The sequence below is a fragment of the Cytobacillus solani genome, assembly GCF_001420595.1.
GTDB classification, from domain to species: domain Bacteria; phylum Bacillota; class Bacilli; order Bacillales; family Cytobacillaceae; genus Cytobacillus; species Cytobacillus solani.
Genome location: NZ_LJIX01000006.1, coordinates 1692636 through 1715481, shown reverse-complemented (window position 1 = coordinate 1715481; position 22846 = coordinate 1692636). Strand labels below are relative to the sequence as shown.

The window sequence follows — 22846 nt, the reverse complement described above, 5'->3', positions numbered from 1 at the left end:
GAATTTATGGAGATAAATTCTGATTAGCTGAATGAAAAAAGCTTAGTGACTCACTAAGCTTTTTTCATTGCGTCCATCACTTGCTTGTCAAGGCGTGCTGCTGCAACCTTATCATATGTTTTATCGTACTGCGGAACTGTCGTTATCTTTGATCCATAAAACATTACATCCCTTACTTCTTCGATCGTTAATTCGATTAATGCAAGCTTTAAAGGAACACCTTCTAATTTTTCTTCTTTAATCGTTGCCACACCGCTAATCGAATATGTAGACTCATTCGCAATTACATTTATAACTGCCTTGTTATTTTTAATAATATTTTGGATGATTCTAGAACGATTATCAACTGCAAAATAGATCGTCTCTTCATTCTTTGCAAGCGTCCATGAAATTGCACTGACATTGGGACCACCGGACTCATGATCAACAGTTGCCACTGTTACAAATCGTTCCTGCTGCAATTCATCAAACAACGGTTTAATTAGTTTTGGTTCAACTTGATTTGCCATTTCATCACTCCTTCTTCCCCATCATAGTATGCCCCTCCTTAACTTTCAAGACTACAAAAGAAATTCGATATGATGGTCTACATATTATATAATAAAATTAGAGAAGAAAATAAGGATTTCCAGAGGTGCAAAATGAAAGTAAAATGTGTTTTATGCGATAAAATAGAAACGATAGAAAATGAATCTCTTCAAGCAAAGAAACTAAGAAATCGTCCCATACATACGTATATGTGCATGGAGTGCAATGAAAGAATAGCCTACAAAACGCAAAAAAGAATCGAAACAGGTAACTTTAAGCTTTATCAAAGCAAGACTACTGATGATGAATGGTAAATAGAAAAGCGTAAGCTCCTTGATCCCCCTCGGGCATGGTTTGTGATCTCGAGGTCGACACACGACGTCCTGTATGTCAGCGTGGCGCTGGAGCCAGACAATTCCTAAACTCACAAGTTATCCCGAAAAAAACCGCCTGTTCTATAAGAACAGACGGTTTTTTTATTCGGGATAATTCTCATACTTTTCAGGACTTGCATTAATCTGGTTTAGCATAATTTCAATGAGTTCTCTTGGAAAGCGTGCTTTTTTTCTATCTCCAGCATGATCATAGTGGACATAGTACATGACTGCGTCCGTTTCAATTTCAATATTCGATAGTTGATGATCATCTGAAAGCATGCCCCAGAACATTTTTTCTGTATCAGCAGCCGCCGTATCTTCAGGCCTTTCATCACATACAACTTTAATTGTCAGCCAATTGTATAAAGCATCCTGTAATGAGTTCATATGCTCCACTCCATCCTAATATTCTTTTCCTTCAAGTTTTTTTGTCTGATGAAGGCGGATTTTGTAGATAATTAAAATTAAGGCAGCAACGACAAGACCTTCGGCAATTGGTAAGAAGACTGCAAAAAAGGTTAAAATTGTACAACCCAAAATGAGAAAAAGATAAATAATTATTGATTTTGCAATTGGCAGTTTTTTAGCAAATCCCAATTTAAAAACAATAATGCATAAAACAACAATTGTTAAATAAAGAAGCCACATTCCCACTTCAGAATTTTCTTGGACTTTGAATAAAGCAGCGAAAAAAGACAGACTCTCATTTACATCTCCCACTTTTTCTCCTCCCCCTTCATCCCTTAGCTCATTTCAGCATATTTTTTCTTCTTCGTCATTCTCTCACGTTCGTTTTTCTCAAGGATCTTTTTGCGCAGACGGATGGATTCTGGAGTTACTTCACAATACTCATCTTCATTTAAATATTCCAGCGCCTCTTCAAGCGTCATGATACGTGGCTTCTTCATTGTTGCTGTTTGATCCTTATTCGCTGAACGGACATTGGTAGCGTGCTTTACTTTCGTAATATTTACAGTGATGTCATTTTCACGAGTATGTTCGCCTACAATCATCCCTTCATAGATCTCAGTTCCAGCTTCTACAAAGATGATTCCGCGATCCTCTACTTGCATGATACCATAAGTTGAGGCTTTTCCGCTCTCCATAGATACAAGCACACCTTGACGACGTCCTCCAACCTGACCTTGAGCCATTGGCTGATAACTGTCAAATGTATGATTAATGATTCCAAACCCGCGTGTTAACGTTAAGAATTCTGTCGTATAACCAATTAATCCACGTGCAGGTACATTAAACACTAAGCGAACCTGACCGTTTCCATTATTGATCATATCTAGCATTTCACCTTTACGAGCCCCAATTGATTCCATGATCGATCCTGTATGTTCCTCAGGCACCTCGATTTGTACCCGCTCAACAGGTTCACAACGCACTCCATCAATAACCTTAACGATAACTTCCGGCTTAGACACTTGCAGCTCATAGCCTTCACGACGCATGTTTTCAATTAGAATGGATAAATGCAATTCTCCACGTCCAGAAACAACCCATGCATCTGGAGAGTCTGTGTTGTCTACACGAAGACTTACATCTGTCTGTAATTGCGCACGTAGTCTCTCTTCAATTTTACGAGATGTTAAATATTTTCCTTCTCTTCCGGCAAATGGACTGTTATTAACAAGGAAAGTCATTTGTAATGTAGGTTCATCAATTCTTAAAATCGGCAATGCATCTTGATGTTCAACAGGGCAAACAGTTTCCCCTACATTAATATCTTCCATTCCTGAAACGGCAATTAAGTCACCAGCATACGCTTCTTGAATTTCTTGACGCTTTAAACCAAAGAAACCGAAAATTTTCGTCACACGGAAATTTTTAACTGTGCCATCTAATTTCATTAAAGCAACTTGCTGTCCAACTTTCATCGTTCCGCGGAAAACACGGCCAATTCCGATTCTTCCTACATAATCGTTATAATCAAGCAAGGCAACTTGGAACTGAAGCGGTTCTTCTTTGTTATCAACTGGCGCAGGGATATTTTCAACAATCATATCATATAGAGACTGCATGTTTTCATCTTGCTTACTTGGGTCTGTACTTGCTGTACCGTTAATCGCAGAAGCATAAACAACTGGGAAATCAAGCTGATCTTCATTTGCTTCAAGCTCAATAAATAAATCAAGCACTTCGTCAATAACTTCTTCTGGACGAGCAAAGTCACGGTCAATCTTATTAACAACAACAATTGGAGTTAGGTTTTGTTCTAATGCTTTCTTTAAAACAAAGCGTGTTTGCGGCATACATCCTTCATAGGCATCAACAACTAATAATACCCCATCAACCATCTTCATGATTCTTTCTACTTCTCCGCCAAAGTCAGCGTGTCCTGGGGTATCAAGAATGTTAATTCGTGTATCTTTATATTGAATCGCAGTATTTTTAGCCAAAATAGTAATCCCGCGTTCTCTTTCAATATCATTAGAATCCATCGCCCGTTCCTCTACATGTTCATTCGAACGAAAAGTTCCGGACTGCTTTAAAAGCTGATCTACTAAAGTCGTTTTACCATGATCGACGTGAGCAATAATGGCAATATTACGAATATCTTCTCTTAATTTCAAGGAAGTTCCTCCTACCTGTATTTAACAATTTAGAGCATTTCTGCTTTCTTACGTACAACTGAAACATTATACCATATTTAAAGTGGAAACTTAAAAGTTTTTTGTGTAAAATATAAAGCAAGATAAATAAAACGCTTTATTTTCTATGTTATCCACCGTAAAATCATTTTTATTACATACTGCTTCATTTGAGGGGGTCCAAAATTTGAAGAAAATTAAATGGCCATTATTAGCTTTAGCGATTCTCGCAACACTATGCATAATGGGAATTGGGATAGCGGTGGCAGAAGAAAGCATCATTGGGATCTTTGCAGCAATTATTGGTTTAATTGTAGCAATGGGATTTGGTTTCAAAACTAAGAAGAAAATGAGAGAAAATGGAATACTATAAGAATCGAAAAACGGAGGCGATTATACAGCCCCGACAAGCATAAGGCAAGCTGGATGGAAGGTCGTTCTTAAAACTTCTAGTCGGCTTTTCTAGACCCAAGAGGGGCTAGGAGCCGGAGATAGACAAAAGATGACCAGCGAAACAAAGACTGGTCATCTTTTTTTATTAGTTTATGAACTTTTACCAATTTCCCTCATTTAGATATTTGTTCATTACCTCTTGATGAAGTCCCGGTTTAGAAATAAATAATGAATTGTTCTCCAAGAAATTGATCGGCTCTCCTTTTAGAGTTGTTGCTATACCACCAAGCTCTTCAACTAATATGATTCCCGCTGCAATATCCCAAGGGGCTAGCCTTAACGAAATGTATGCATCCATTCTTCCTGAAGCGATATATGCCATTTCTATAGCTGCTGAGCCGTAGGAACGCGTACCGCGCGCGTGCTTTACAAGAGGTGCTAAAAGGAGCGGATTAATTCGTTTATTTTCAGTCACCCATGTTGCATTTATTCCAATAATTGCTTCATTCACTTGGACTTCTTGTAAAGATGGAAGCAGAAGATCGTTAAGGTATACTCCATTTCCCCTGATGGTATGATATAACTCGTCATGGACAACATCATAAATTAAACCGACATGACCAATCCCATCTTCATAAATTCCAATTGAAATCGCAAAATTTCTTTGCTGATGGATAAAATTCATCGTCCCATCTATTGGGTCGATAATCCAAACAATCCCTTTTAAATCACTGATTTGATCTCCAAACCCTTCCTCCCCAAGGATTTTATGATCTGGATAGTGTTCCTTTATTTTTTTTATAAAAAATTGTTCCGTATTTTTGTCAATATCCGTTACTAAATCATTTGCATTTGATTTTGTTTCAATGGTTAGTGTTTTACTAAACGATTGCTTAATCCTTTGTCCAGCTTCCAATATCCAAGACTTAGCGTTACGATCTATCTCTTTCCACTTAGTCATCCGATTCCCTCCGAACTATTTTCACCAAGATTGTTTCATTGTGTCAGATACTTATTTTGAGTGAATTCATTTATGAAATAACAATAGCTTAAATGATAAAGAAAATTGCTTCAAGCATTATCCTCTCCTGCTGAGCAAAATAATAAACGAACCCCTAATTCCTTCTAGGAGTTCGTTTTTATTGGTTAAGTCGTATTTCATTATACATGTTTCTCAATCTTTCTCCTTTAACATGATTAGACCATTTTCTAAAGAGCTTTCAGTCTTAACAATTCCTGTCTGATTCTTTCCAGCCTTTGCTTACTTTTTGTTTTCATTTCTTCATTTTCAGTATTCATCGCCTCAAATAAAGTAGCAAGCTCGTAATCCATCTCCAACCGTAAAACTGCAGTTCTTTCTTTTTCTCCTGGACTGTTCTTAACCGAGTTCATAAGTTGTTTCATTGACAATACACCCCTTCCAAATAATCTTAAATTTTATTTCTTCTGATTATTTTTACTATTATATTATGAGGAATCTTGTTTACTTGCAACAAATTTGTGCGATTACCTATTTTTACATAAGATTTTGTAGAAAAGCATGATGATTACTGTTTTTTTGCAAGTATGCTACAATATTTGACAGAGCTTGAAGGAGGTTTTTTACATGGCATTTACTGGCTTTACAAATACTGACTTTCTCACTTTTACAATCGAAGGTTTAGAAGAACGTATGGATGCACTAAAAACGCATATTAGGCCAAAGCTTGAGGAATTAGGTCAATATTTTACACCAATGCTTACAGTCGAGACAGGGGATGAAATGTATACACATGTTGCCAAACATGCTAGAAGAACAAAAAATCCGCCAAATGATACTTGGGTAGCTTTCGCTAATAATCCTAGAGGCTATAAAATGCTTCCTCATTTTCAAATTGGTTTATGGGAAACTCACGTATTTATTTGGTTCGCCCTCATTTACGAGGCACCGCATAAACAAGATTTCGGAAAAACGTTAAAAGCAAACCTAACTAGGGTTTATGAACAAACGCCTGCACACTTTGTTTGGTCCATTGATCACACAAAACCATCTGTCATTCGTCATGGTGATTTAACGAAGAAAGAGTTACAGGAAATGTTTGTTCGTCTACAAAAGATTAAAAAGGCCGAAATCCTTTGTGGAATAAACCTTCCAAAAGATGAAGCGATTAAAATGGCTCCTGAGGATTTTCTTGCAACAGCTGAATCTGTATTTAAAGAATTAATACCTCTTTATAAAATGGTGTAAACCACCTAATTTTTTTCTAATAAAACCTCCTGACTTGGAGGTTTTATTATTATCGTTATTTCATTTTTATTTTTCCTCCTGATTCAGCAGCTTTGACAGCATTGACCGTTCGGTATGAAGAAAATCCGCTCACCTCTTCAAATTCGTCACAGATCCTTCGTTCCTGTGCTTTCCCAGGGACAATTTCCTTAAAGCGGCGATAGGCATCTAGAAAAAGATCCCGATCCACTCCTCTACTATACGCTTCTTCGACTTTTTGGAAGTATTGGATGACATCAATTACTTCATCTGTCGACCAGTCTGTTTCAATTGGATATTGAAATTCCATTTTAACCCCCCCTTATGTAAATTCATGCTGATAATTTTTTATTCCGCTAGTTATAAAGCCCACTTTTTACGAATTTTTTCACCTTCAGAAATCATTCGATCAAAAAGTTCTTGTACAGTTGGTACATCTTTAATTAATCCCATTACTTGCCCTGCCCAAGCGTAGCCTTCATTTTCCTTTCCCTCATAAATATACTTTTTGTTAGCATTCCCGCTAATATAGTCTTTTAATTGCTCATAGCTTCCATCTGCCCTTTCAATTTCCAGGATTTTACTTGCCCATTCATTAGCAATCACTCTTGCTGGAGCACCGATTGATCGCTTAATCACAGCAGTATCACTTTCATTTCCCTCAACAAGTCTAGTTTTATATAATTCTGATGCGTGGACACATTCCTTGGTGGCTACAAATCTTGTTCCCATCTCAATACCCTCTGCCCCCAAGCTTAAAGCAGCAAGCATTCCTCTCCCATCACCAATTCCACCAGAAGCAATAACAGGAATAGACACAGCATCAGCCACTTGTGGAATTAATACGATCGAACCGATATCATCTCTCCCTAAATGGCCTCCCCCCTCTTGTCCAACGACCATTACTGCATCAGCTCCAAGCTCCTCTGCTTTCACAGCCTGCCTCTTTGCTGCAACTAGAACAAGTTTCTTCACATTTACTCCCTTTAATTGTTCAAAGAAAGGTGTTGGGTTTCCCCCTGTCATTGAAATAACAGGCACTTCTTCCTCAATAGCTATATCAAGATAATGTGAAAAGGGTCTACCATGCTGCCCAATTGCAAAATTCACACCGAATGGCTTGTCCGTCATTTGTTTTACTTTTTGAATCTCTTCTCTTAAGGCTTCGGGACTTTCCAACGACATTGCTGTGACCTGGCCTAACCCCCCGGCATTGGATACAGCCGCAGCTAAATCAGAATAGGCTAGATGAGCTAAACCTCCCTGGATAATGGGATATTTAATTTTTAATAATTCCGTTACACGTGTGTTCCAATTCAATATGTGACCCTCCTTATCCACCAACCTATATTATTAATTCTATTTTAATGTTATATTTTCCTGTTTTCATCCCAAAACTATAATAATTTAAGAAGAAGTTTTTGTGACAATATTTCTTTCTATGCAAAGAAAATGAATAATGCTATAATTCATTTGTTTTATTACTTTTCCACTTAAAGAGGTGTTAGATTAAATTGTCTCAATTAGAAACACCGTTATTCAGCGGTCTATTAGCACATGCACAAAAAAATCCAGTTCAATTTCACATTCCTGGTCATAAGAAAGGAAATGGAATGGATCCGGAATTCAGAGCATATATCGGCGATAATGCACTAGCCATTGACCTTATTAATATTGGTCCACTTGATGATTTACATCAGCCAAAGGGCATCATTAAATCGGCACAGGATTTGGCAGCTGAGGCTTTTGGTGCAGATCGAACCTTTTTCTCCGTTCAAGGAACCAGCGGGGCAATCATGACAATGGTCATGGCTGTATGCGGCCCAGGTGAAAAAATAATCGTTCCGCGTAATGTCCATAAATCTGTTATGTCTGCAATTGTTTTTTCAGGTGCAACTCCAATTTTTATTCATCCGGAAATTGATAAGGACCTTGGTATTTCACATGGAATCACAACAGATTCAGTCGCTAAAGCACTTGAACAGCATCCTGACGCAAAGGGCGTTCTAGTGATCAATCCAACATATTTTGGTATTTCTGCTGATTTGAAAAAAATAGTTGAGATCGCCCATTCGTATCAAGTGCCTGTGCTCGTTGATGAAGCACACGGAGTTCATATTCATTTTCATGATGATTTGCCATTATCCGCTATGCAGGCAGGCGCGGATTTAGCAGCAACAAGTGTCCATAAGCTAGGAGGGTCAATGACCCAGAGCTCCATTTTAAATATGAAAGGAAACCTTGTGTCTGCTAAAAGAGTACAATCCATTCTTAGCATGCTAACCACGACTTCTACATCCTATTTATTACTTGCTTCTTTGGATGTAGCTAGAAAACAATTAGCTATTAACGGGAAGGCACTAATCGATCAGACGATATCACTTGCTCAATCCATTCGTCAACAAGTGAATGAAATCGAACATTTATACTGTGTCGGAGAAGAAATTCTGGAGTCTAAAGCTGCTTTTGACTATGACCCGACAAAATTAATCATTTCGGTAAAAGAGCTTGGGTTAAGCGGTTTTGACGTCGAAGTTTGGCTTCGTGAAAAATACAATATAGAAGTAGAAATGTCAGACCTGTACAATATTCTTTGTATTATTACACCAGGTGATACCAAGAAAGAGGCAGACATACTCATTCAAGCATTGAAGGAATTATCAACTGAGCGACATAGTAAACCAAACAAGATTGAAGCTCAAGTATTGCTTCCTGATATTCCTGTATTGGCACTCTCACCAAGAGATGCATTTTATGCTGAAACAGAACTAGTTCCATTTGATGAATCGGAAGGCAGAATTATCGCTGAATTTATTATGGTTTATCCGCCGGGGATTCCGATTTTTATTCCAGGAGAAATTATAACGAAGGATAACCTATTATATATTAAAACCAATATGGAAGCAGGGCTTCCAGTTCAAGGTCCAGAGGATTATGACTTTAAATACCTGCGGGTAATTAAAGAACATCGTGCCATAAAATAAAAAAAGAAATGCGGAAGTATCTTGATAACCCCATACAAGCACAAAGCGTGCCTCTCGAGAAAGTGATTTTACCTTTCTTGGAGGCTTGACTTATCTCCTCAAGGAGGTAAGACGCTTGCGCTAGACAAAAATGAGCCTTCCTATTTTGCTGGAAGGCTCTATTTATGGGTATACAGAGTATAATTTATTTTTCAAAAAAATTATTTAGTCTTTTTTTTATCATCATTACAGCAATTACACTTTGAATACAAAACTGTTACTTTTTCATCCTCGAAGTGATCAATTGTTGAATTACAAGTTTGGCATACAAGTGTGCCCATCTTCCATTCCCCTTTTCAATGAGTTATCGCATAAATGATTGTAAGCGTTTTAATAACCTTAAGTTAATAATAATATAGCATTATTATTTTTTCAAGCCTAAATTGTATAACTCATTAAAAGAAAATAATGGAAAACTTTTCATCTTAGCACAAAAATTACGGTCGAATAGTATAACACATATTTTATTAGAAGTAATAACAGGCTATTTCAGCTTATTCATATTGAGTCTCAAAGGAAGGGCTTGGGAGAGCAATTTTAAAAAATTCGCTTAAATCTTCTGCTTGATGGTGAGTATCCATTTTAAAGACTTTTTGTAAATAAGCCTTATCTTCGAGGTCCTTAGGGTCGAGGAGAGTGGAGCGGCCAGTTTGCATACAAACAACTAGAGGTTTTCCAAAGAAAAGATTTGTAAACACAATCCCAAAATCATATCTGGCTTGTTCGGTTGTAAAGCCGACAAAACGAACTTTAGCATTTTCATTCTCATCATATAGCTTCTCAAATAGGTTCATATTTTTCCTCCTTTTTATTTTAATATTTAGAATATTATTATAATTATTTTTTTGAATAATTACAAGTATTTTTTATTATTCATCATATTAAGTTGTCAGAAGTTTTTAATCAATGCTAGAATGAAAAGGAGAGTAAACAAGATATGGGGGGATGGATGGTGGCAAGTCATGCATATATTAAGCTCGTGCCTTCATCAGCAAAAGAAACAGTAACAACTGAAGACATAAAAGACTTATTTCTATATTTCAAAGAAATAACAGCAAAAACTGGCAGTCAGGTTGACTGGAATTATAATGAGGCTGCCTTTCCATATGAAATGAAAGAAATGCCTGATGGAAAAGGTAAATGGTTTTACCTGAAATCGGAAAATGATCGGTATAACATTATTTTACTTGGCGTAGATAAAGAAACTGCCATAAATGAGGATGGATCAGAGCAAGAACAATCATACATACAGATTACCCTTCCAGAATCCTCAACATTTGGAGACAAGGGCAAAGCCAATGAGTTTTGCAGATTTTTAGCAAAAAAACTGCAAGGTGAATTACATTTATTTAATGGACGTGTAATGTATTTTTATCCTAGAAAGTAGAAATAAAATAGAAGGACGGCTGATCGCTGTTCTTCTATTTTACTCTATTTGAGCAATACAGCAATGAGGTGAATTCATGATAAAACACAGAATAATCATAGTAGGGATATTTAGCCTTGTGATAACGCTCATATCTCCTTTCGTTTTTTACTCATACTTTGAAACGCAGCCAAAAATATTAAATCAGCAACTATCCTTTGGAGGACCCTTTCCATATGCTGAACAAACAATTACTCTTCCAGCCGGTGAAGAGCTTTACCCGCTGGAAATAAAGTTTGAATCCCCTTTTGAGAGGGAAACAAAATTTAATATTATTCCGTTTATCCTTTCCTTCGTATGCTTTTTCCTATTTTTCTTTGCGATTTATAGTATTATCGCAAGATTTTTCAAAGGAAAGCCAGTTAAAGAGCCCCAATGAGGCTCTTTTTTATATTTAAAAAGATCTTATCCATTTACAACGGCCATTGTAAAATGGAAGGATGCGTATAAAGTTAAACTTAAAGAAGTTACAAATAATGTCTTTTTTACAGATTTCATAATTGTATTTCCTATAATAATGGCAATATAAAAAAACACAAAAAACATTAATACTTTATATAAAAGCTGATCATATCTAGATAACCACTCAATAAAGGTGTAACCACTCCAAATAATAAGCTGCAAAAGCAGCGCAGTATAAGTCTTCATGCTCTCACCACCACAAATGTCTATATCTCTTTCACTAAAAAGTGCTTGTATTTGTAATATATGTAGAAAAGGAAAATCTTATTTTTCATTTCTGTAACATTTAGGTGACAAGGGCTATTTGATTATTTTCATATGGTAAAATAATCATAATTTGTTCAAAAAAATGAGAAAATATTCATTTTATTTATATAATAAGCAAGGTGGGGAATAGAATATGAAAGGGTTGCCACTATTATTCATCGCTTCTCTTCTTTTTATAACCTCCTCATGTAACCATGTTGATTCTAAAAAAGACTTAAATATCGATCAAAACATAAAACAACTCATATTTTTCACGGATGACCAAGCATACGAACAGGAAGTTTCTTATTATGATGCGATAATTGAGCTAAAAAAAGATTTTCCTATCGACATAAAAAACATGAAGATCATTACAGCGAAGAATGCAAGAAAATACTATGATCAATTTGATATTGATCGCTGCCCTGCAATCCTACTTGTTTATAATGATCAAATTCTTGTAAAGGTAAAAGGAGAGGCAACCAAAGAGCAAATTGTAGCGCCAATCAATTCAGCGTTAGAAAAAAAATAAAAGCTCCAGAGACTAAAGATTCGGTCTCTGGAGCTTTTATTTATTTAACGATATGAATTGGAGTTCCTAGTGCAACCTCTGCTGCTTCCATTGATATTTCACCTAGTGTTGGGTGAGCATGAATGGTCATAGCTAAGTCCTCTGCAGTCATGCCTGACTCAATCGCCAAACCTAATTCTGCAATCATATCTGAAGCATTGGCACCTGCAATTTGAGCACCAATTATTAACCCATCTTCTTTTCTAGTAATAAGTTTTACAAAGCCATCTGTTGCATCTAAAGCAAGTGCACGGCCATTTGCAGCAAATGGGAACTTCGCAGCCGTTGCCTCAATGCCTTCCTCTTTTGCTTGGCTTTCTGTATAACCAACAGAAGCCAATTCAGGATCTGAAAAGACAACTGCCGGAATACCTAAGTAGTCAATTTCTGAATGATGACCAGAGATAACCTCTGCTGCAATTTTACCTTCATATGAAGCTTTATGCGCTAATTGAGGTCCTTGAACAATATCACCGATCGCGAAAATATTGTTAACACTTGTACGGCACTGTTTATCAATCTCAATGACACCACGGTCAGTCATTTTAATGCCAACCTGTTCTAATCCTAATTCATCCGTATTTGGACGGCGCCCTACCATAACAAATACATAGTCAGCTTCAAGTGATTTTTCTTCACCTTTAACTTCGTATTTGACAGTAACGCCGTTTTCATGTTCCTCAACACCTTTAGCAAGTGCTTTTGTAACAATTTCAGCGCCCTTTTTCTTCAGCTTACGTTTAACGAGTGTAGTCATTTGCTTTTCAAAGCCGACAAGAATATCATCAGCTCCCTCGAGTATCGTTACCTCTGAGCCGAAGCTAGCATACGCACCACCTAACTCGATACCGATAACACCCCCGCCAATAACGACGATTTTTTTAGGAATTTCTTGAAGTGCAAGTGCACCAGTTGAATCAAGAACACGTTTTCCATATTTAAATGCTGGTAATTCAATAGGTCTTGAGCCTGTTGCAATAATTGCATGTTTAAATGTATAGGTTTGTGCTGAATTTTCATCCATCACACGCAGTGTATTTCCATCAACAAAGTAAGCCTCTCCACTTACAATGTCAACCTTGTTCCCTTTTAAAAGACCTTCAACACCGCTGGTAAGCTTTTTTACTACTCCAGCTTTAAACTCTTGTACTTTTGTGAAATCCACCGTAACATTCTCAGCAATGATCCCCATTGAATCAGAATGCTTAGCATTTTCATAACGGTGTCCCGCAGAAATTAATGCCTTAGAAGGAATACACCCAACATTTAAACAAACTCCACCTAAGGTTGCTTTCTCAATAATTGTCACTTTTTGACCAAGCTGTGCTGCACGAATAGCTGCTACATACCCGCCAGGGCCAGAACCGATGACAATCGTATCTGTATCGATTGGAAAATCTCCTACTACCATTTTTTACGCCTCCATTAACAATAGTTCCGGATCGTTTAGTAAACGTTTAATATGATTCAAAGCATTTTGAGCTGTTGCCCCATCAATTATACGATGATCAAAGCTTAAAGATAAAGCAAGAACTGGTGCTGCAACGATTTCTCCATCTTTTACTACTGGTTTCTCTGCGATGCGGCCAATTCCTAATATAGCTACTTCAGGATGATTGATTACCGGTGTAAACCATTGTCCGCCGGCAGAACCAATATTTGTTATCGTGCATGATGCACCCTTCATCTCATCTGGAGCAAGTTTTCCTTCACGTGCTTTAGTAGCAAGTTCATTTATCTCATTCGAAATAGCAAATGTAGATTTACGATCTGCGTCTTTAATTACAGGCACTAATAGTCCTTTATCAGTATCTGCTGCAATTCCAATATTGTAATAGTGCTTTTGAATAATTTCACTAGCTTCATCATCAATCGATGTATTCAATGTTGGGAATTCACGCAATGCACTTGTTAATGCTTTTACAACATAAGGAAGGAATGTAAGCTTAATTCCTTTGCTTGCTGCAACTTCTTTGAACTTCTTGCGGTGAGCTACTAGCTTTGTAACATCAACTTCATCCATTAATGTGACGTGCGGAGCTGTATGCTTTGAGTTTACCATCGCTTTCGCAATTGCTTTACGGATGCCACTCATTTTTTCGCGTGTTTCAGGATACTGCCCTTGTGGAATTGCATTTACAGCTGAAGCTGCTTTTGCTTCCTGTGGTGCAGGAGCTGCTTGTTCGGTAGCTTCCTGTGCTTGAACAGCAGCACCGCCATTAATGAACGAATCAATATCCGATTTTACAACACGGCCATTTTTACCGCTGCCTGCAACCTTCTGTATATCAACACTGTTATCGCGAGCATACTTTCGAACGGAAGGCATAGCGATAATACGTCGATTAGAATCCGATTCAACAGGGGCTGTTGTTGCATTAACTGTCTCCTGATTCTTCGGCCCTTCCGGTTGTGGTGTCTCCTGAGTGTTTATTTCCGGAGCTGTCTCTTTGCCTGCCGGTTCTTCTTCATCACCTTTAAATTTCAAATTTTCATATCCAGGTGCATCAAAAGTGATAAGCACTTGTCCTACTGTTGCAACCGTTCCTTCTTCGACCTTAATTTCTTCTACGGTTCCTGCAACTGGAGAAGGAATTTCAACGACAGCTTTATCATTTTGCACTTCACATAGTACGTCATCTTCTTGAACTTTATCGCCAGATTTGACAAACCATTTAACGATTTCACCTTCATGAATACCTTCACCAATGTCAGGTAATTTAAATTCAAATGACACTTGGAATCAACCTCCTACACTGCTTAATTGATCACTCTAAGGAAACAGGGGTAATGATTTCGCCCCTGTAAAATATGCTGTCTAGAAATTTAGAACCTTTTTGCCTGTTTCGATAATATCCTTGTAATTTGGGAGCCAAACCGTTTCAGCTTGCGGGAAAGCAAATACAGTATCGGGAGCTGCCACTCGCAATACTGGTGCCTCAAGGCTAAGAATTGCACGATCATTGATTTCAGCTACTACATTTGCAGCAATTCCTGCTTGCTTTTGTGCTTCCTGTACAACAATCGCACGTCCTGTTTTTTCTACAGAAGCAATAATTGTTTCGATGTCTATTGGAGAAACAGTACGTAAATCAATTACTTCAGCAGAGAACCCTTCCTTCTCAAGCTCTTCAGCTGCTTTCAGTGATTCATGCACCATTGCACCGTAAGTAATAATTGACAAATCCTTTCCTTCACGCTTGATGTCTGCTTTTCCTAAAGGAATAGTATATTCCTCCTCCGGTACCTCCTGACGGAAAGAACGGTATAACTTCATATGCTCCAAGTAAATAACCGGATCGTTATCACGAATAGCTGATATCAATAGCCCTTTCGCATCATATGGTGTGGAGGGAATAACTACTTTAAGACCTGGCTGTTGAGCCATTAAACCCTCTAAGCTATCAGCATGCATTTCTGGGGTATGTACGCCTCCCCCAAATGGCGAACGAATAGTCACTGGAGAATGATAGCGTCCGCCCGAACGATAACGCATACGTGCAAGTTGACCAGAAATAGAGTCCATCACTTCGTAAACGAATCCAAAGAATTGGATTTCTGGAACAGGACGGTAGCCTTGTAAACCAAGCCCAACTGCTAAGCCGCCGATTCCTGATTCAGCTAACGGCGTATCAAATACACGCTCTTCGCCAAATTCATTTTGAAGACCTTCTGTCGCACGGAATACACCACCGTTTACGCCTACGTCTTCACCGAATACTAATACATTCGGATCGTTTCGCAATTCTGTGCGTAAGGCATCAGTAATTGCTTGAATCATAGTCATTTGCGCCATGGCTTACTTCGACTCCTTTGCTTTATAAATTTCGTATTGTTCTTTTAAATTATAAGGCATCTCTTCGTGCATAATAGATATTAAATCCGTCACTTTTTGTTTTGGTGTATCATCAGCCTGTTTAATAGCTACTTTAATATCTTCTTTGGCTTTTTCGATAACTTCATTTTCCTTCTCTTCGTTCCAAAGCCCTTTCCCTTCAAGGAATTTTCGGAATCGGACAAGAGGATCCTTTTTCTCCCATTCGTTATCAAGATCAGTTGTTCGATAGCGAGTCGGGTCATCTCCGGCCATTGTATGTGGACCATAACGGTAAGTAAGAGTTTCAATTAATGTTGGGCCTTCCCCGTTTACTGCACGCTCACGAGCTTCACGGACTGCGACATAAACAGCAAGAGGATCCATGCCATCCACTTGAATACCAGGAATACCTGCTGCAACAGCTTTTTGTGCAAGTGTTTTAGCCGCAGACTGTTTGCTGACAGGAGTTGAAATGGCAAAGCGGTTATTCTGAACAATAAAGATAGCAGGTGCACTAAATGCGCCAGCAAAGTTAATTCCTTCATAGAAATCCCCTTGGGAAGTTCCGCCATCGCCTGTATACGTAACAGCTACAGATTGTTTTCCGCGTTTCTTCATCCCTAGCGCTACACCAGCAGTCTGAATGTATTGAGCACCTATAATGATCTGTGGAGCAATTACATTCACTCCCTCAGGAATATTTCCACCTTGGAAATGACCGCGTGACCATAGGAAGGCTTGTGATAAAGGCAATCCATGCCAAATCATTTGAGGTACATCACGATATCCCGGTAAAATGAAGTCTTCTTTCTCTAAAGCAAATTGGGAGGCTAATTGGGACGCTTCTTGTCCAGCAGTTGGTGCATAGAAACCTAGTCTTCCCTGTCTATTTAATGAAATTGAGCGTTGATCAAGAATGCGAGTATAAACCATACGACGCATTAATTCTTGTAGTTGCTCATCATTTAATTCCGGCATTGCTGATTCATTTACTACCTTGCCTTCTTCATTAAGGATTTGTAGTGTCTGAAATTGTTCTTCTACTTTTTCGAGCTGCTTTTTCGCGTCGAATTGTAAATTCTTTGTTTTAGAAGCCATTTGAATCACCCTTTCCTTTCTTTCAAAAGACGTTATAATTTGGAGTTTTCATACACAGATTCTAGGTTGCCCAAAATGAAGTTAAATTAGAAAACGCTTAAAGAAAAAACCTTATATCCCTATTCTCTTCGCAAGGCTGCTTTAACAGTTTTCATTCTTCCATATTAACGCCTATATTTATATATCCACTATCATCATATTCTGTATTAATATTTTTTGCAACTAAATTGATACACATTTTCTTAATGATTCTTATTATTCGCACAAAAAAAGTTACCACCATCCCTTTATGTTATCGTTTTTCAATATTATCATACTTTTAATATGAACATAGTTTTGTAAAACTGTATTAATGTATATGAAATTCTGTTCTATAAAAAATACTAAAAAGACCCTTATGTGTTATAACACATTTATAGAAAAATAATAATCATCATTATTTTCAAAAAATGGATTTTTGCGATTGACAAAGACCTAAAAAAATAAAAAAGTCAGCATCAATTAAGAGCTGACAGGTGCAAGTTTATTCTTTTGTTTCAATCTTTAAGCCTGACTCTTTATAGAAGGATAGTTTCGCATCATTATATTCTTTCGTTTTTTTATTGAATTCTTCATTCTCTTCCAAAATTTTCGCATAGATTTCATTAATTTTAGTAATCTGAGTATCCAGCTGCTCCAACTGAAGGTCTTCCTTTTTAAACATAAGATACAGTTCTTTATCTAGTTTTACCCCTTCTAGATAGTGCTGATATAATTCATCGTGAATTTTATATCTTTCAGTCATGGTGTCATATAATTTTTCTGCCTTTTCTTTCAATGCAGATTCCTCTATTTCATTAATAAGGGGCAGTATTTTATTAAATTCCTTTTGTGAAGCAGCAATGCTCTGCTGTTCCTTATTCATATGGTCCCTGCGTTTATCAACAATGGCTGTCGCCTGATCTGAAAGTCGATTTATTTCATTTACTTCTTTCATACCTAGTGAGATAATTTTATCGTAAATTTCCTTTTCCTGTTGCTCTAATTCGACAAGCGGTTCCTGCTGCTCTTTAAACACATTTTCAGTGGATACAACTTTTTCAAGAACATTATAAATTTTTTCAACTGGTGTTAATTTATTAAAGCAACCTGATAATAAAAGGATCCCCATGGCAACTACGAAAAAAAAGCAGCCTTTGCGCAAAATTGACACGTTTTAACCTCCTTATACTAAAAGCGGAAGCACCTTCGGAACAATCAATAGGCAAATTGTTCCTGCGTGGATTATTCAAAGGAGCTTTCCTTAGTGTTCAGCCCCGACAAGCATAAGGCAAGCCTCTCTGAAAGGTGTTCTTTACCTTTTGCGGGAGGATTGCCTTATGACCTCGAGGTGCTAGGCGCTTGAGCTGGATATCACTAATAACAACCATTACTATATAGGTTGTTTCTACAATTAGCAATAGTCTCTTAATTCTAGTAACACGCAGTGGTTGATAGACTTGTCCTATTTTCATATTTTATTCTTCATACTTTTCATTTATGACATAGGCATCGGCCTACACATAAAAAAACATGATACATAGGCTATATTAATCGTTCGATTAAAATTAAGACACATATGGACGATAATTTAAAAAACTTTGGGAGGTTATCCTTCATGTATGGATATGGCGGATATGGTTATGGCTGTTGCTATCCGAGTTATGGTGGTGGCGGCGGCGTAGGATTTGGAGGATTTGCGCTAATTGTCGTCTTGTTCATTTTACTCATCATAGTTGGCTGTTCTTGCTGGTGTTAAGAAATGTGGAAGCACCTTGCTTAGCGCCGTATGGACTAGGATGCCAAATACGAGATAAAGGAAAATACAAAGAGCGATAACGCATTCGACCTTAACTTATCGTAGGAGCGGGAGAAAAGTCCAATAGAGCTAGGCTGCTTGCGCAAATATTTTATTGGTGAAGGTGCTACCTGTGCCTTCTCTTTTTATTAACATTTCACTTACACTTTGGTAGACTATTATCAAGTGAAACTCCAATTAGCGGAGGCTTCATCCCCACTGATTGTTAGTTGAACTAATTGTGCTTTTACGGGCTGCTGATTCCCCACTTAGAATTTTGTGTTCCCTCAACATTTTTTTGAAGAGGAGTCTTACAGTCCGATAATATGCGGTAAAAAGCTGCAATGAAATATTTGAAAACATATTTTTCACAGGAGTGATTTTTATGATTACGATGGAGGATATTATTCGCGACGGTCACCCTACGCTTAGAGAAATAGCAAAGGAAGTTCCTACTCCCCCTTTAGAAGAAGACAAACAAATACTAGCAAGCATGATGGAATATATCAAAAATAGCCAAGACCCTGAAATAGCAAAGAAATATGGATTACGTTCTGGAATCGGTTTAGCGGCACCGCAAATTAACGTTGCAAAACGGATGATCGCCATTCATGTTCACGATGAAAAAGGCGTTTTACATAGCTATGCACTTTTTAACCCTAAAATTGTTAGCCATTCAGTAGAAAAATCTTACCTTACCTCTGGCGAAGGTTGCCTTTCTGTTGATGAAGCCATTCCCGGCTATGTTCCTCGTTATGCACGAATCACCGTCAAAGGAATCACCCTAGATGGGAACGAGGTAAAATTAAGAGCAAAAGGACTCTTAGCTATTGTGTTCCAGCATGAGATTGACCATCTTAATGGGGTAATGTTCTACGATCATATTGATCAGCAAAATCCATTGAAGCCGATTGAAAATGGACTGCCCATTGAAAGGTAATAAAAGCATGAACCATATTCGGTTCATGCTTTTTCTTTACTTATTTTAGATTAGTTTTAACTTCTTTAATCCATTCCATATTCCAGCGTCATCTACTGAAGTCGTTGTGACATCAGCGGCCATTTTTACTTGTTCGGTGGCATTTCCCATAGCTACTCCAGTACCAACCGTTTGCAGCATTTCAATATCATTCAAACCATCCCCAAATGCATACACATCTTTCATATTAAATCCAAGACGTTCCACCATGAGTTTAATTCCCTCTGCTTTCGATCCTCCCGCAGGTAGAACATCCGTAGAAAATCGATGCCAGCGCACAAATCGGGAATTTGGAAAATTCTTTTCATACAGCTCATCATCTTGTTCTTCACAAAAAATTAATGATTGATATACTTCTTTATTTTTATAATATTTTTCATCTACACTTGGATATGGGAATTTCAAGCTTTTGATGCACAAATCGATATACTGATCATTCGCAACTGAAGCCTTCATTACCTTTTCATCCATGAACACCATTGGATGATTCCTCTCCAATGAATAGGAAAACAAATTTTCTATTTCTTGTGTATCTAGAGGATTTTTATAGATCACTTTGTTCTCAAATACTACAAATTGACCGTTAAAACTAACGTAAGAATCAATATCCAGCTCTTCTCTTAACTTTTCAAACATAAAGGGTGCACGGCCGGTTGCAATTGCAACAAACACACCATTTTCTTTTAATTTTGCTAAAGCTTTTTTTGTTAAATCTGGCAATTGTTTATTTCTATCCAATAACGTACCATCTATATCAAAAAATGCAATTTTTTTCATAGTTCATTCATTCCTTTCAAGGCATTGCTTTTCTTTTCTATCCTTCAATTTTAAATTCTTTCATTTCCCGTAATACACTAACCTCTTGCGAAAAAAATGTCAATCAAACGAAAACTTCTATTATTCAACCCTTTTTACTCATGAATTTTTCCTCTTAAAACAAAATAGAATATAAACTTTGTTTCAAAATAATCCATAATTACCCATGAGAGATACTTTAGTATCAGCATATAATAATAAAAAAAAGGGATTTTCAGTGCTTTTCGCATGTAATATTCTTGATTCACTTTACATTGGACAAGGATCGTATAAAATAGTATGTAAGGAGATGATCCACAATGTTAAAGAAGCTCAGAAAAAAGCTCTTAAAACAGTGGAGAGATATGCTTCGAAAAAAAACAATTGCCTAAATCATTTTTGAGCCCTTCAAATATGTGAAGGGCTCCTTGTTTATTGAATGAAGCTAGACAGTATAAGATTTTTCATTCATACTTACAAAGTTACTATTTTGGTTAATTTATCTTAAATAAGAAAAAACATGAAAACCATGTTAATTTTTTATATAATAGAAAAAGTTATATCGGATTAAGGAGAGATAGTAGATGATTTTCAAAGTTTATTTTCAAGAGTCCATTAAACAAGTACCCGTTCGCGAAAAAACAATGACGATTTATGTTGAAGGGGAATCTGAAAGAGATGTTCGGCTTAAATTAAAAAACGAACCATATAATATCGAGTTCGTTACCGCTCTTGAAGGAGCATTCTTAGAGTATGAAAAGCAAAATGAAGACTTTATAGTATTGGAGATAGGATAAATTATGAAATTTGTAAAAAATGACCAAACAGCCGTTTTCGCTCTTGGTGGACTTGGGGAAATCGGTAAGAATACGTATGCCGTTCAATTCCAGGATGAAATCATTCTCATCGATGCGGGAATAAAATTTCCCGAAGATGAACTTCTCGGAATTGATTACGTTATACCGGACTACACTTATTTAGTAAAAAACGAAGAAAAAATTAAGGGACTGTTCATTACTCATGGACACGAGGATCACATTGGCGGAATTCCTTACTTACTTAGAGAAGTAAATATTCCTGTTTATGGCGGTAAGCTTGCACTTGGTTTGCTAAAAAACAAATTGGAAGAGCATGGATTGCTTAGACAAACGAAGATGCATGAAATTATAGAAGATGATGTCATTAAGTTTAGAAAAACTTCTGTTACCTTCTTCCGAACAACACATAGTATCCCTGATTCTTACGGGATTGTTGTTAAGACTCCTCCTGGACAAGTTGTTCATACTGGAGACTTTAAATTTGATTTCACACCTGTTGGGGAGCCTGCAAATTTAACAAAAATGGCAGATATTGGGAAAGAAGGCGTTTTGTGTCTATTGTCAGATAGCACAAACAGCGAAATACCTGAATTCACAATGTCAGAACGCCGAGTAGGCGAAAGCATTCATGATATTTTCCGCAAAGTAGAAGGAAGGGTTATTTTTGCTACCTTTGCTTCTAATATTCACAGACTTCAGCAAGTAACTGAAGCAGCTGTATTAAACGGAAGAAAAATTGCTGTCTTCGGAAGAAGCATGGAGGCTGCGATTAATATCGGACAAGAACTAGGCTATATAAATGCACCTAAGGATACCTTTATTGATGCTCAGCAAATCAATCGTTTGCCAGCAAATCGTGTAACAATTCTATGTACTGGGAGCCAAGGTGAACCTATGGCAGCCCTTTCTCGCATAGCAAATGGTACCCACCGCCAAATTCAAATTATCCCGGGGGATACGGTTGTCTTTTCATCCTCCCCAATCCCTGGCAACACAATTAGCGTGAGCAGAACAATTGATAGTCTTTCACGTGCTGGTGCAGAAGTCATTTATGGCAAATTAAGTGATATCCACACTTCAGGACACGGTGGCCAGGAAGAGCAGAAGCTTATGCTTCGTTTGATAAAACCAAAATTCTTCATGCCTATACACGGAGAGTATCGTATGCAAAAAATGCATGCAAAATTAGCTGTTGATTGTGGTGTACAAGAAGAAAACTGCTTCATCATGGATAATGGTGAAGTGCTTGCATTAAGTGAAGATACAGCTCAAATTGCCGGAAAGATTCCATCTGGCTCCGTATATATTGATGGAAGTGGAATTGGCGATATCGGGAATATTGTATTAAGAGACCGCCGCATTCTTTCTGAAGAAGGTTTGGTCGTGGTCGTCGTAAGCATTAATATGAAGGATTTCAAAATTGCTGCAGGTCCAGACTTAATTTCACGTGGCTTTGTCTACATGAGAGAATCTGGAGATTTAATTAATGATGCGCAATCACTTATTAATAAGCATCTAAACAAAGTAATGGACCGCAAGACAACTCAATGGTCAGAAATTAAAAATGAGATTACTGATACACTAGCTCCATTCCTTTACGAAAAAACAAAACGCCGTCCTATGATTTTACCGATCATTATGGAAGTTTAATA

At 37.3% G+C, this 22846-nt stretch carries 28 protein-coding genes; 11 read left to right on the top strand and 17 right to left on the bottom strand.

What is annotated here, in order from left to right:
- Positions 1-53 precede the first annotated feature (53 nt).
- Positions 54-509, bottom strand: a complete 456-nt coding sequence (locus tag AN957_RS10430) for a pyridoxamine 5'-phosphate oxidase family protein (RefSeq protein WP_053475455.1) — start codon at positions 507-509, stop codon at positions 54-56.
- Between the two features lie 132 nt (positions 510-641).
- Here AN957_RS10430 and AN957_RS10425 point away from each other — a divergent pair, with 132 nt between their 5' ends.
- A complete protein-coding gene (locus tag AN957_RS10425) occupies positions 642-842 on the top strand; it encodes a YlaI family protein (protein ID WP_053477498.1) in 201 nt (66 codons plus the stop codon).
- A gap of 162 nt (positions 843-1004) precedes the next feature.
- On the opposite strand, the gene AN957_RS10420 is transcribed toward AN957_RS10425, so the two are convergent.
- The 3 genes from AN957_RS10420 to typA are packed head-to-tail and all read right to left on the bottom strand — an operon-like array spanning position 1005 to position 3487.
- Positions 1005-1292, bottom strand: coding sequence for a hypothetical protein (locus AN957_RS10420; RefSeq protein ID WP_056683994.1), 288 nt, complete (start codon positions 1290-1292; stop codon positions 1005-1007).
- A 15-nt stretch (positions 1293-1307) separates the two neighbouring features.
- The gene (locus AN957_RS10415; protein WP_056683993.1) at positions 1308-1625 is read right to left on the bottom strand and encodes a YlaH-like family protein; all 318 of its coding nucleotides are present in this window, start codon (positions 1623-1625) and stop codon (positions 1308-1310) included.
- 23 nt (positions 1626-1648) lie between these two features.
- Complete coding sequence (typA, locus tag AN957_RS10410) at positions 1649-3487, bottom strand: translational GTPase TypA (RefSeq protein ID WP_053475452.1); 1839 nt, start codon at positions 3485-3487, stop codon at positions 1649-1651.
- 205 nt (positions 3488-3692) lie between these two features.
- On the opposite strand from typA, the gene AN957_RS10405 reads away from it, so the two are divergent.
- Positions 3693-3878, top strand: coding sequence for a YlaF family protein (locus AN957_RS10405; RefSeq protein ID WP_053475451.1), 186 nt, complete (start codon positions 3693-3695; stop codon positions 3876-3878).
- A 180-nt stretch (positions 3879-4058) separates the two neighbouring features.
- On the opposite strand, the gene AN957_RS10400 is transcribed toward AN957_RS10405, so the two are convergent.
- Positions 4059-4859: an inositol monophosphatase family protein gene (locus tag AN957_RS10400; RefSeq protein WP_053475450.1), complete on the bottom strand. Its 801-nt coding sequence runs from the start codon at positions 4857-4859 to the stop codon at positions 4059-4061.
- Between the two features lie 248 nt (positions 4860-5107).
- The gene (locus AN957_RS10395) at positions 5108-5302 is read right to left on the bottom strand and encodes a hypothetical protein (RefSeq protein ID WP_053475449.1); all 195 of its coding nucleotides are present in this window, start codon (positions 5300-5302) and stop codon (positions 5108-5110) included.
- A 202-nt stretch (positions 5303-5504) separates the two neighbouring features.
- On the opposite strand from AN957_RS10395, the gene AN957_RS10390 reads away from it, so the two are divergent.
- On the top strand, positions 5505-6125 hold the full coding sequence (locus tag AN957_RS10390) for a YktB family protein (protein ID WP_053475448.1): 621 nt from the start codon (positions 5505-5507) through the stop codon (positions 6123-6125).
- Between the two features lie 55 nt (positions 6126-6180).
- On the opposite strand, the gene AN957_RS10385 is transcribed toward AN957_RS10390, so the two are convergent.
- Positions 6181-6453, bottom strand: coding sequence for a UPF0223 family protein (locus AN957_RS10385; RefSeq protein WP_053475447.1), 273 nt, complete (start codon positions 6451-6453; stop codon positions 6181-6183).
- A 50-nt stretch (positions 6454-6503) separates the two neighbouring features.
- Positions 6504-7463 carry an NAD(P)H-dependent flavin oxidoreductase gene (locus tag AN957_RS10380; protein WP_056683990.1) on the bottom strand — a complete coding sequence of 320 codons (960 nt, stop codon included), beginning with the start codon at positions 7461-7463 and terminating at the stop codon, positions 6504-6506.
- A gap of 194 nt (positions 7464-7657) precedes the next feature.
- Here AN957_RS10380 and AN957_RS10375 point away from each other — a divergent pair, with 194 nt between their 5' ends.
- The gene (locus AN957_RS10375) at positions 7658-9127 is read left to right on the top strand and encodes an aminotransferase class I/II-fold pyridoxal phosphate-dependent enzyme (RefSeq protein ID WP_056683987.1); all 1470 of its coding nucleotides are present in this window, start codon (positions 7658-7660) and stop codon (positions 9125-9127) included.
- A gap of 200 nt (positions 9128-9327) precedes the next feature.
- Here AN957_RS10375 and AN957_RS26800 read toward each other — a convergent pair whose 3' ends face one another.
- Positions 9328-9447 carry a GapA-binding peptide SR1P gene (locus AN957_RS26800; RefSeq protein ID WP_075209127.1) on the bottom strand — a complete coding sequence of 40 codons (120 nt, stop codon included), beginning with the start codon at positions 9445-9447 and terminating at the stop codon, positions 9328-9330.
- Positions 9448-9660: 213 nt separating this feature from the next.
- A complete protein-coding gene (locus AN957_RS10370; protein WP_053475444.1) occupies positions 9661-9960 on the bottom strand; it encodes a DUF3055 domain-containing protein in 300 nt (99 codons plus the stop codon).
- Positions 9961-10118: 158 nt separating this feature from the next.
- Between AN957_RS10370 and AN957_RS10365 the strand changes: the two genes are divergently transcribed.
- The gene (locus AN957_RS10365; protein ID WP_172797634.1) at positions 10119-10553 is read left to right on the top strand and encodes a DUF1885 family protein; all 435 of its coding nucleotides are present in this window, start codon (positions 10119-10121) and stop codon (positions 10551-10553) included.
- Between the two features lie 76 nt (positions 10554-10629).
- A complete protein-coding gene (locus tag AN957_RS10360) occupies positions 10630-10971 on the top strand; it encodes a hypothetical protein (protein ID WP_053475443.1) in 342 nt (113 codons plus the stop codon).
- A 26-nt stretch (positions 10972-10997) separates the two neighbouring features.
- Here AN957_RS10360 and AN957_RS10355 read toward each other — a convergent pair whose 3' ends face one another.
- Complete coding sequence (locus AN957_RS10355) at positions 10998-11240, bottom strand: hypothetical protein (RefSeq protein ID WP_053475442.1); 243 nt, start codon at positions 11238-11240, stop codon at positions 10998-11000.
- A gap of 214 nt (positions 11241-11454) precedes the next feature.
- On the opposite strand from AN957_RS10355, the gene AN957_RS10350 reads away from it, so the two are divergent.
- Entirely contained in the window at positions 11455-11832 is a 378-nt protein-coding gene (locus tag AN957_RS10350; protein WP_053475441.1) for a hypothetical protein, read from the top strand.
- Positions 11833-11872: 40 nt separating this feature from the next.
- On the opposite strand, the gene lpdA is transcribed toward AN957_RS10350, so the two are convergent.
- The 5 genes from lpdA to AN957_RS10325 form a co-directional block, all read right to left on the bottom strand.
- A complete protein-coding gene (gene lpdA / locus AN957_RS10345; RefSeq protein WP_056683984.1) occupies positions 11873-13282 on the bottom strand; it encodes a dihydrolipoyl dehydrogenase in 1410 nt (469 codons plus the stop codon).
- A 3-nt stretch (positions 13283-13285) separates the two neighbouring features.
- Positions 13286-14608 (bottom strand): dihydrolipoamide acetyltransferase family protein, encoded by a 1323-nt coding sequence (locus AN957_RS10340; RefSeq protein ID WP_053475439.1) that lies wholly within the window; start codon positions 14606-14608, stop codon positions 13286-13288.
- A gap of 81 nt (positions 14609-14689) precedes the next feature.
- The gene (locus AN957_RS10335) at positions 14690-15667 is read right to left on the bottom strand and encodes an alpha-ketoacid dehydrogenase subunit beta (RefSeq protein WP_053475438.1); all 978 of its coding nucleotides are present in this window, start codon (positions 15665-15667) and stop codon (positions 14690-14692) included.
- Between the two features lie 3 nt (positions 15668-15670).
- Entirely contained in the window at positions 15671-16786 is a 1116-nt protein-coding gene (pdhA, locus tag AN957_RS10330) for a pyruvate dehydrogenase (acetyl-transferring) E1 component subunit alpha (RefSeq protein WP_056683982.1), read from the bottom strand.
- Between the two features lie 523 nt (positions 16787-17309).
- Positions 17310-17978: a YkyA family protein gene (locus tag AN957_RS10325; protein ID WP_231690048.1), complete on the bottom strand. Its 669-nt coding sequence runs from the start codon at positions 17976-17978 to the stop codon at positions 17310-17312.
- Positions 17979-18422: 444 nt separating this feature from the next.
- Between AN957_RS10325 and AN957_RS26795 the strand changes: the two genes are divergently transcribed.
- Both AN957_RS26795 and def read left to right on the top strand, forming a co-directional pair.
- Positions 18423-18563, top strand: coding sequence for a YjcZ family sporulation protein (locus tag AN957_RS26795; RefSeq protein WP_075209126.1), 141 nt, complete (start codon positions 18423-18425; stop codon positions 18561-18563).
- A gap of 424 nt (positions 18564-18987) precedes the next feature.
- Positions 18988-19542, top strand: coding sequence for a peptide deformylase (def, locus tag AN957_RS10315; RefSeq protein WP_053475435.1), 555 nt, complete (start codon positions 18988-18990; stop codon positions 19540-19542).
- Positions 19543-19587: 45 nt separating this feature from the next.
- Here def and AN957_RS10310 read toward each other — a convergent pair whose 3' ends face one another.
- Positions 19588-20358 carry a Cof-type HAD-IIB family hydrolase gene (locus tag AN957_RS10310; RefSeq protein WP_056683981.1) on the bottom strand — a complete coding sequence of 257 codons (771 nt, stop codon included), beginning with the start codon at positions 20356-20358 and terminating at the stop codon, positions 19588-19590.
- Positions 20359-20960: 602 nt separating this feature from the next.
- Between AN957_RS10310 and AN957_RS10305 the strand changes: the two genes are divergently transcribed.
- Both AN957_RS10305 and rnjA read left to right on the top strand, forming a co-directional pair.
- Complete coding sequence (locus AN957_RS10305) at positions 20961-21173, top strand: DNA-dependent RNA polymerase subunit epsilon (protein WP_053475433.1); 213 nt, start codon at positions 20961-20963, stop codon at positions 21171-21173.
- Between the two features lie 3 nt (positions 21174-21176).
- Entirely contained in the window at positions 21177-22844 is a 1668-nt protein-coding gene (rnjA, locus tag AN957_RS10300; RefSeq protein WP_053475432.1) for a ribonuclease J1, read from the top strand.
- The last annotated feature ends 2 nt before the right edge of the window (positions 22845-22846 follow it).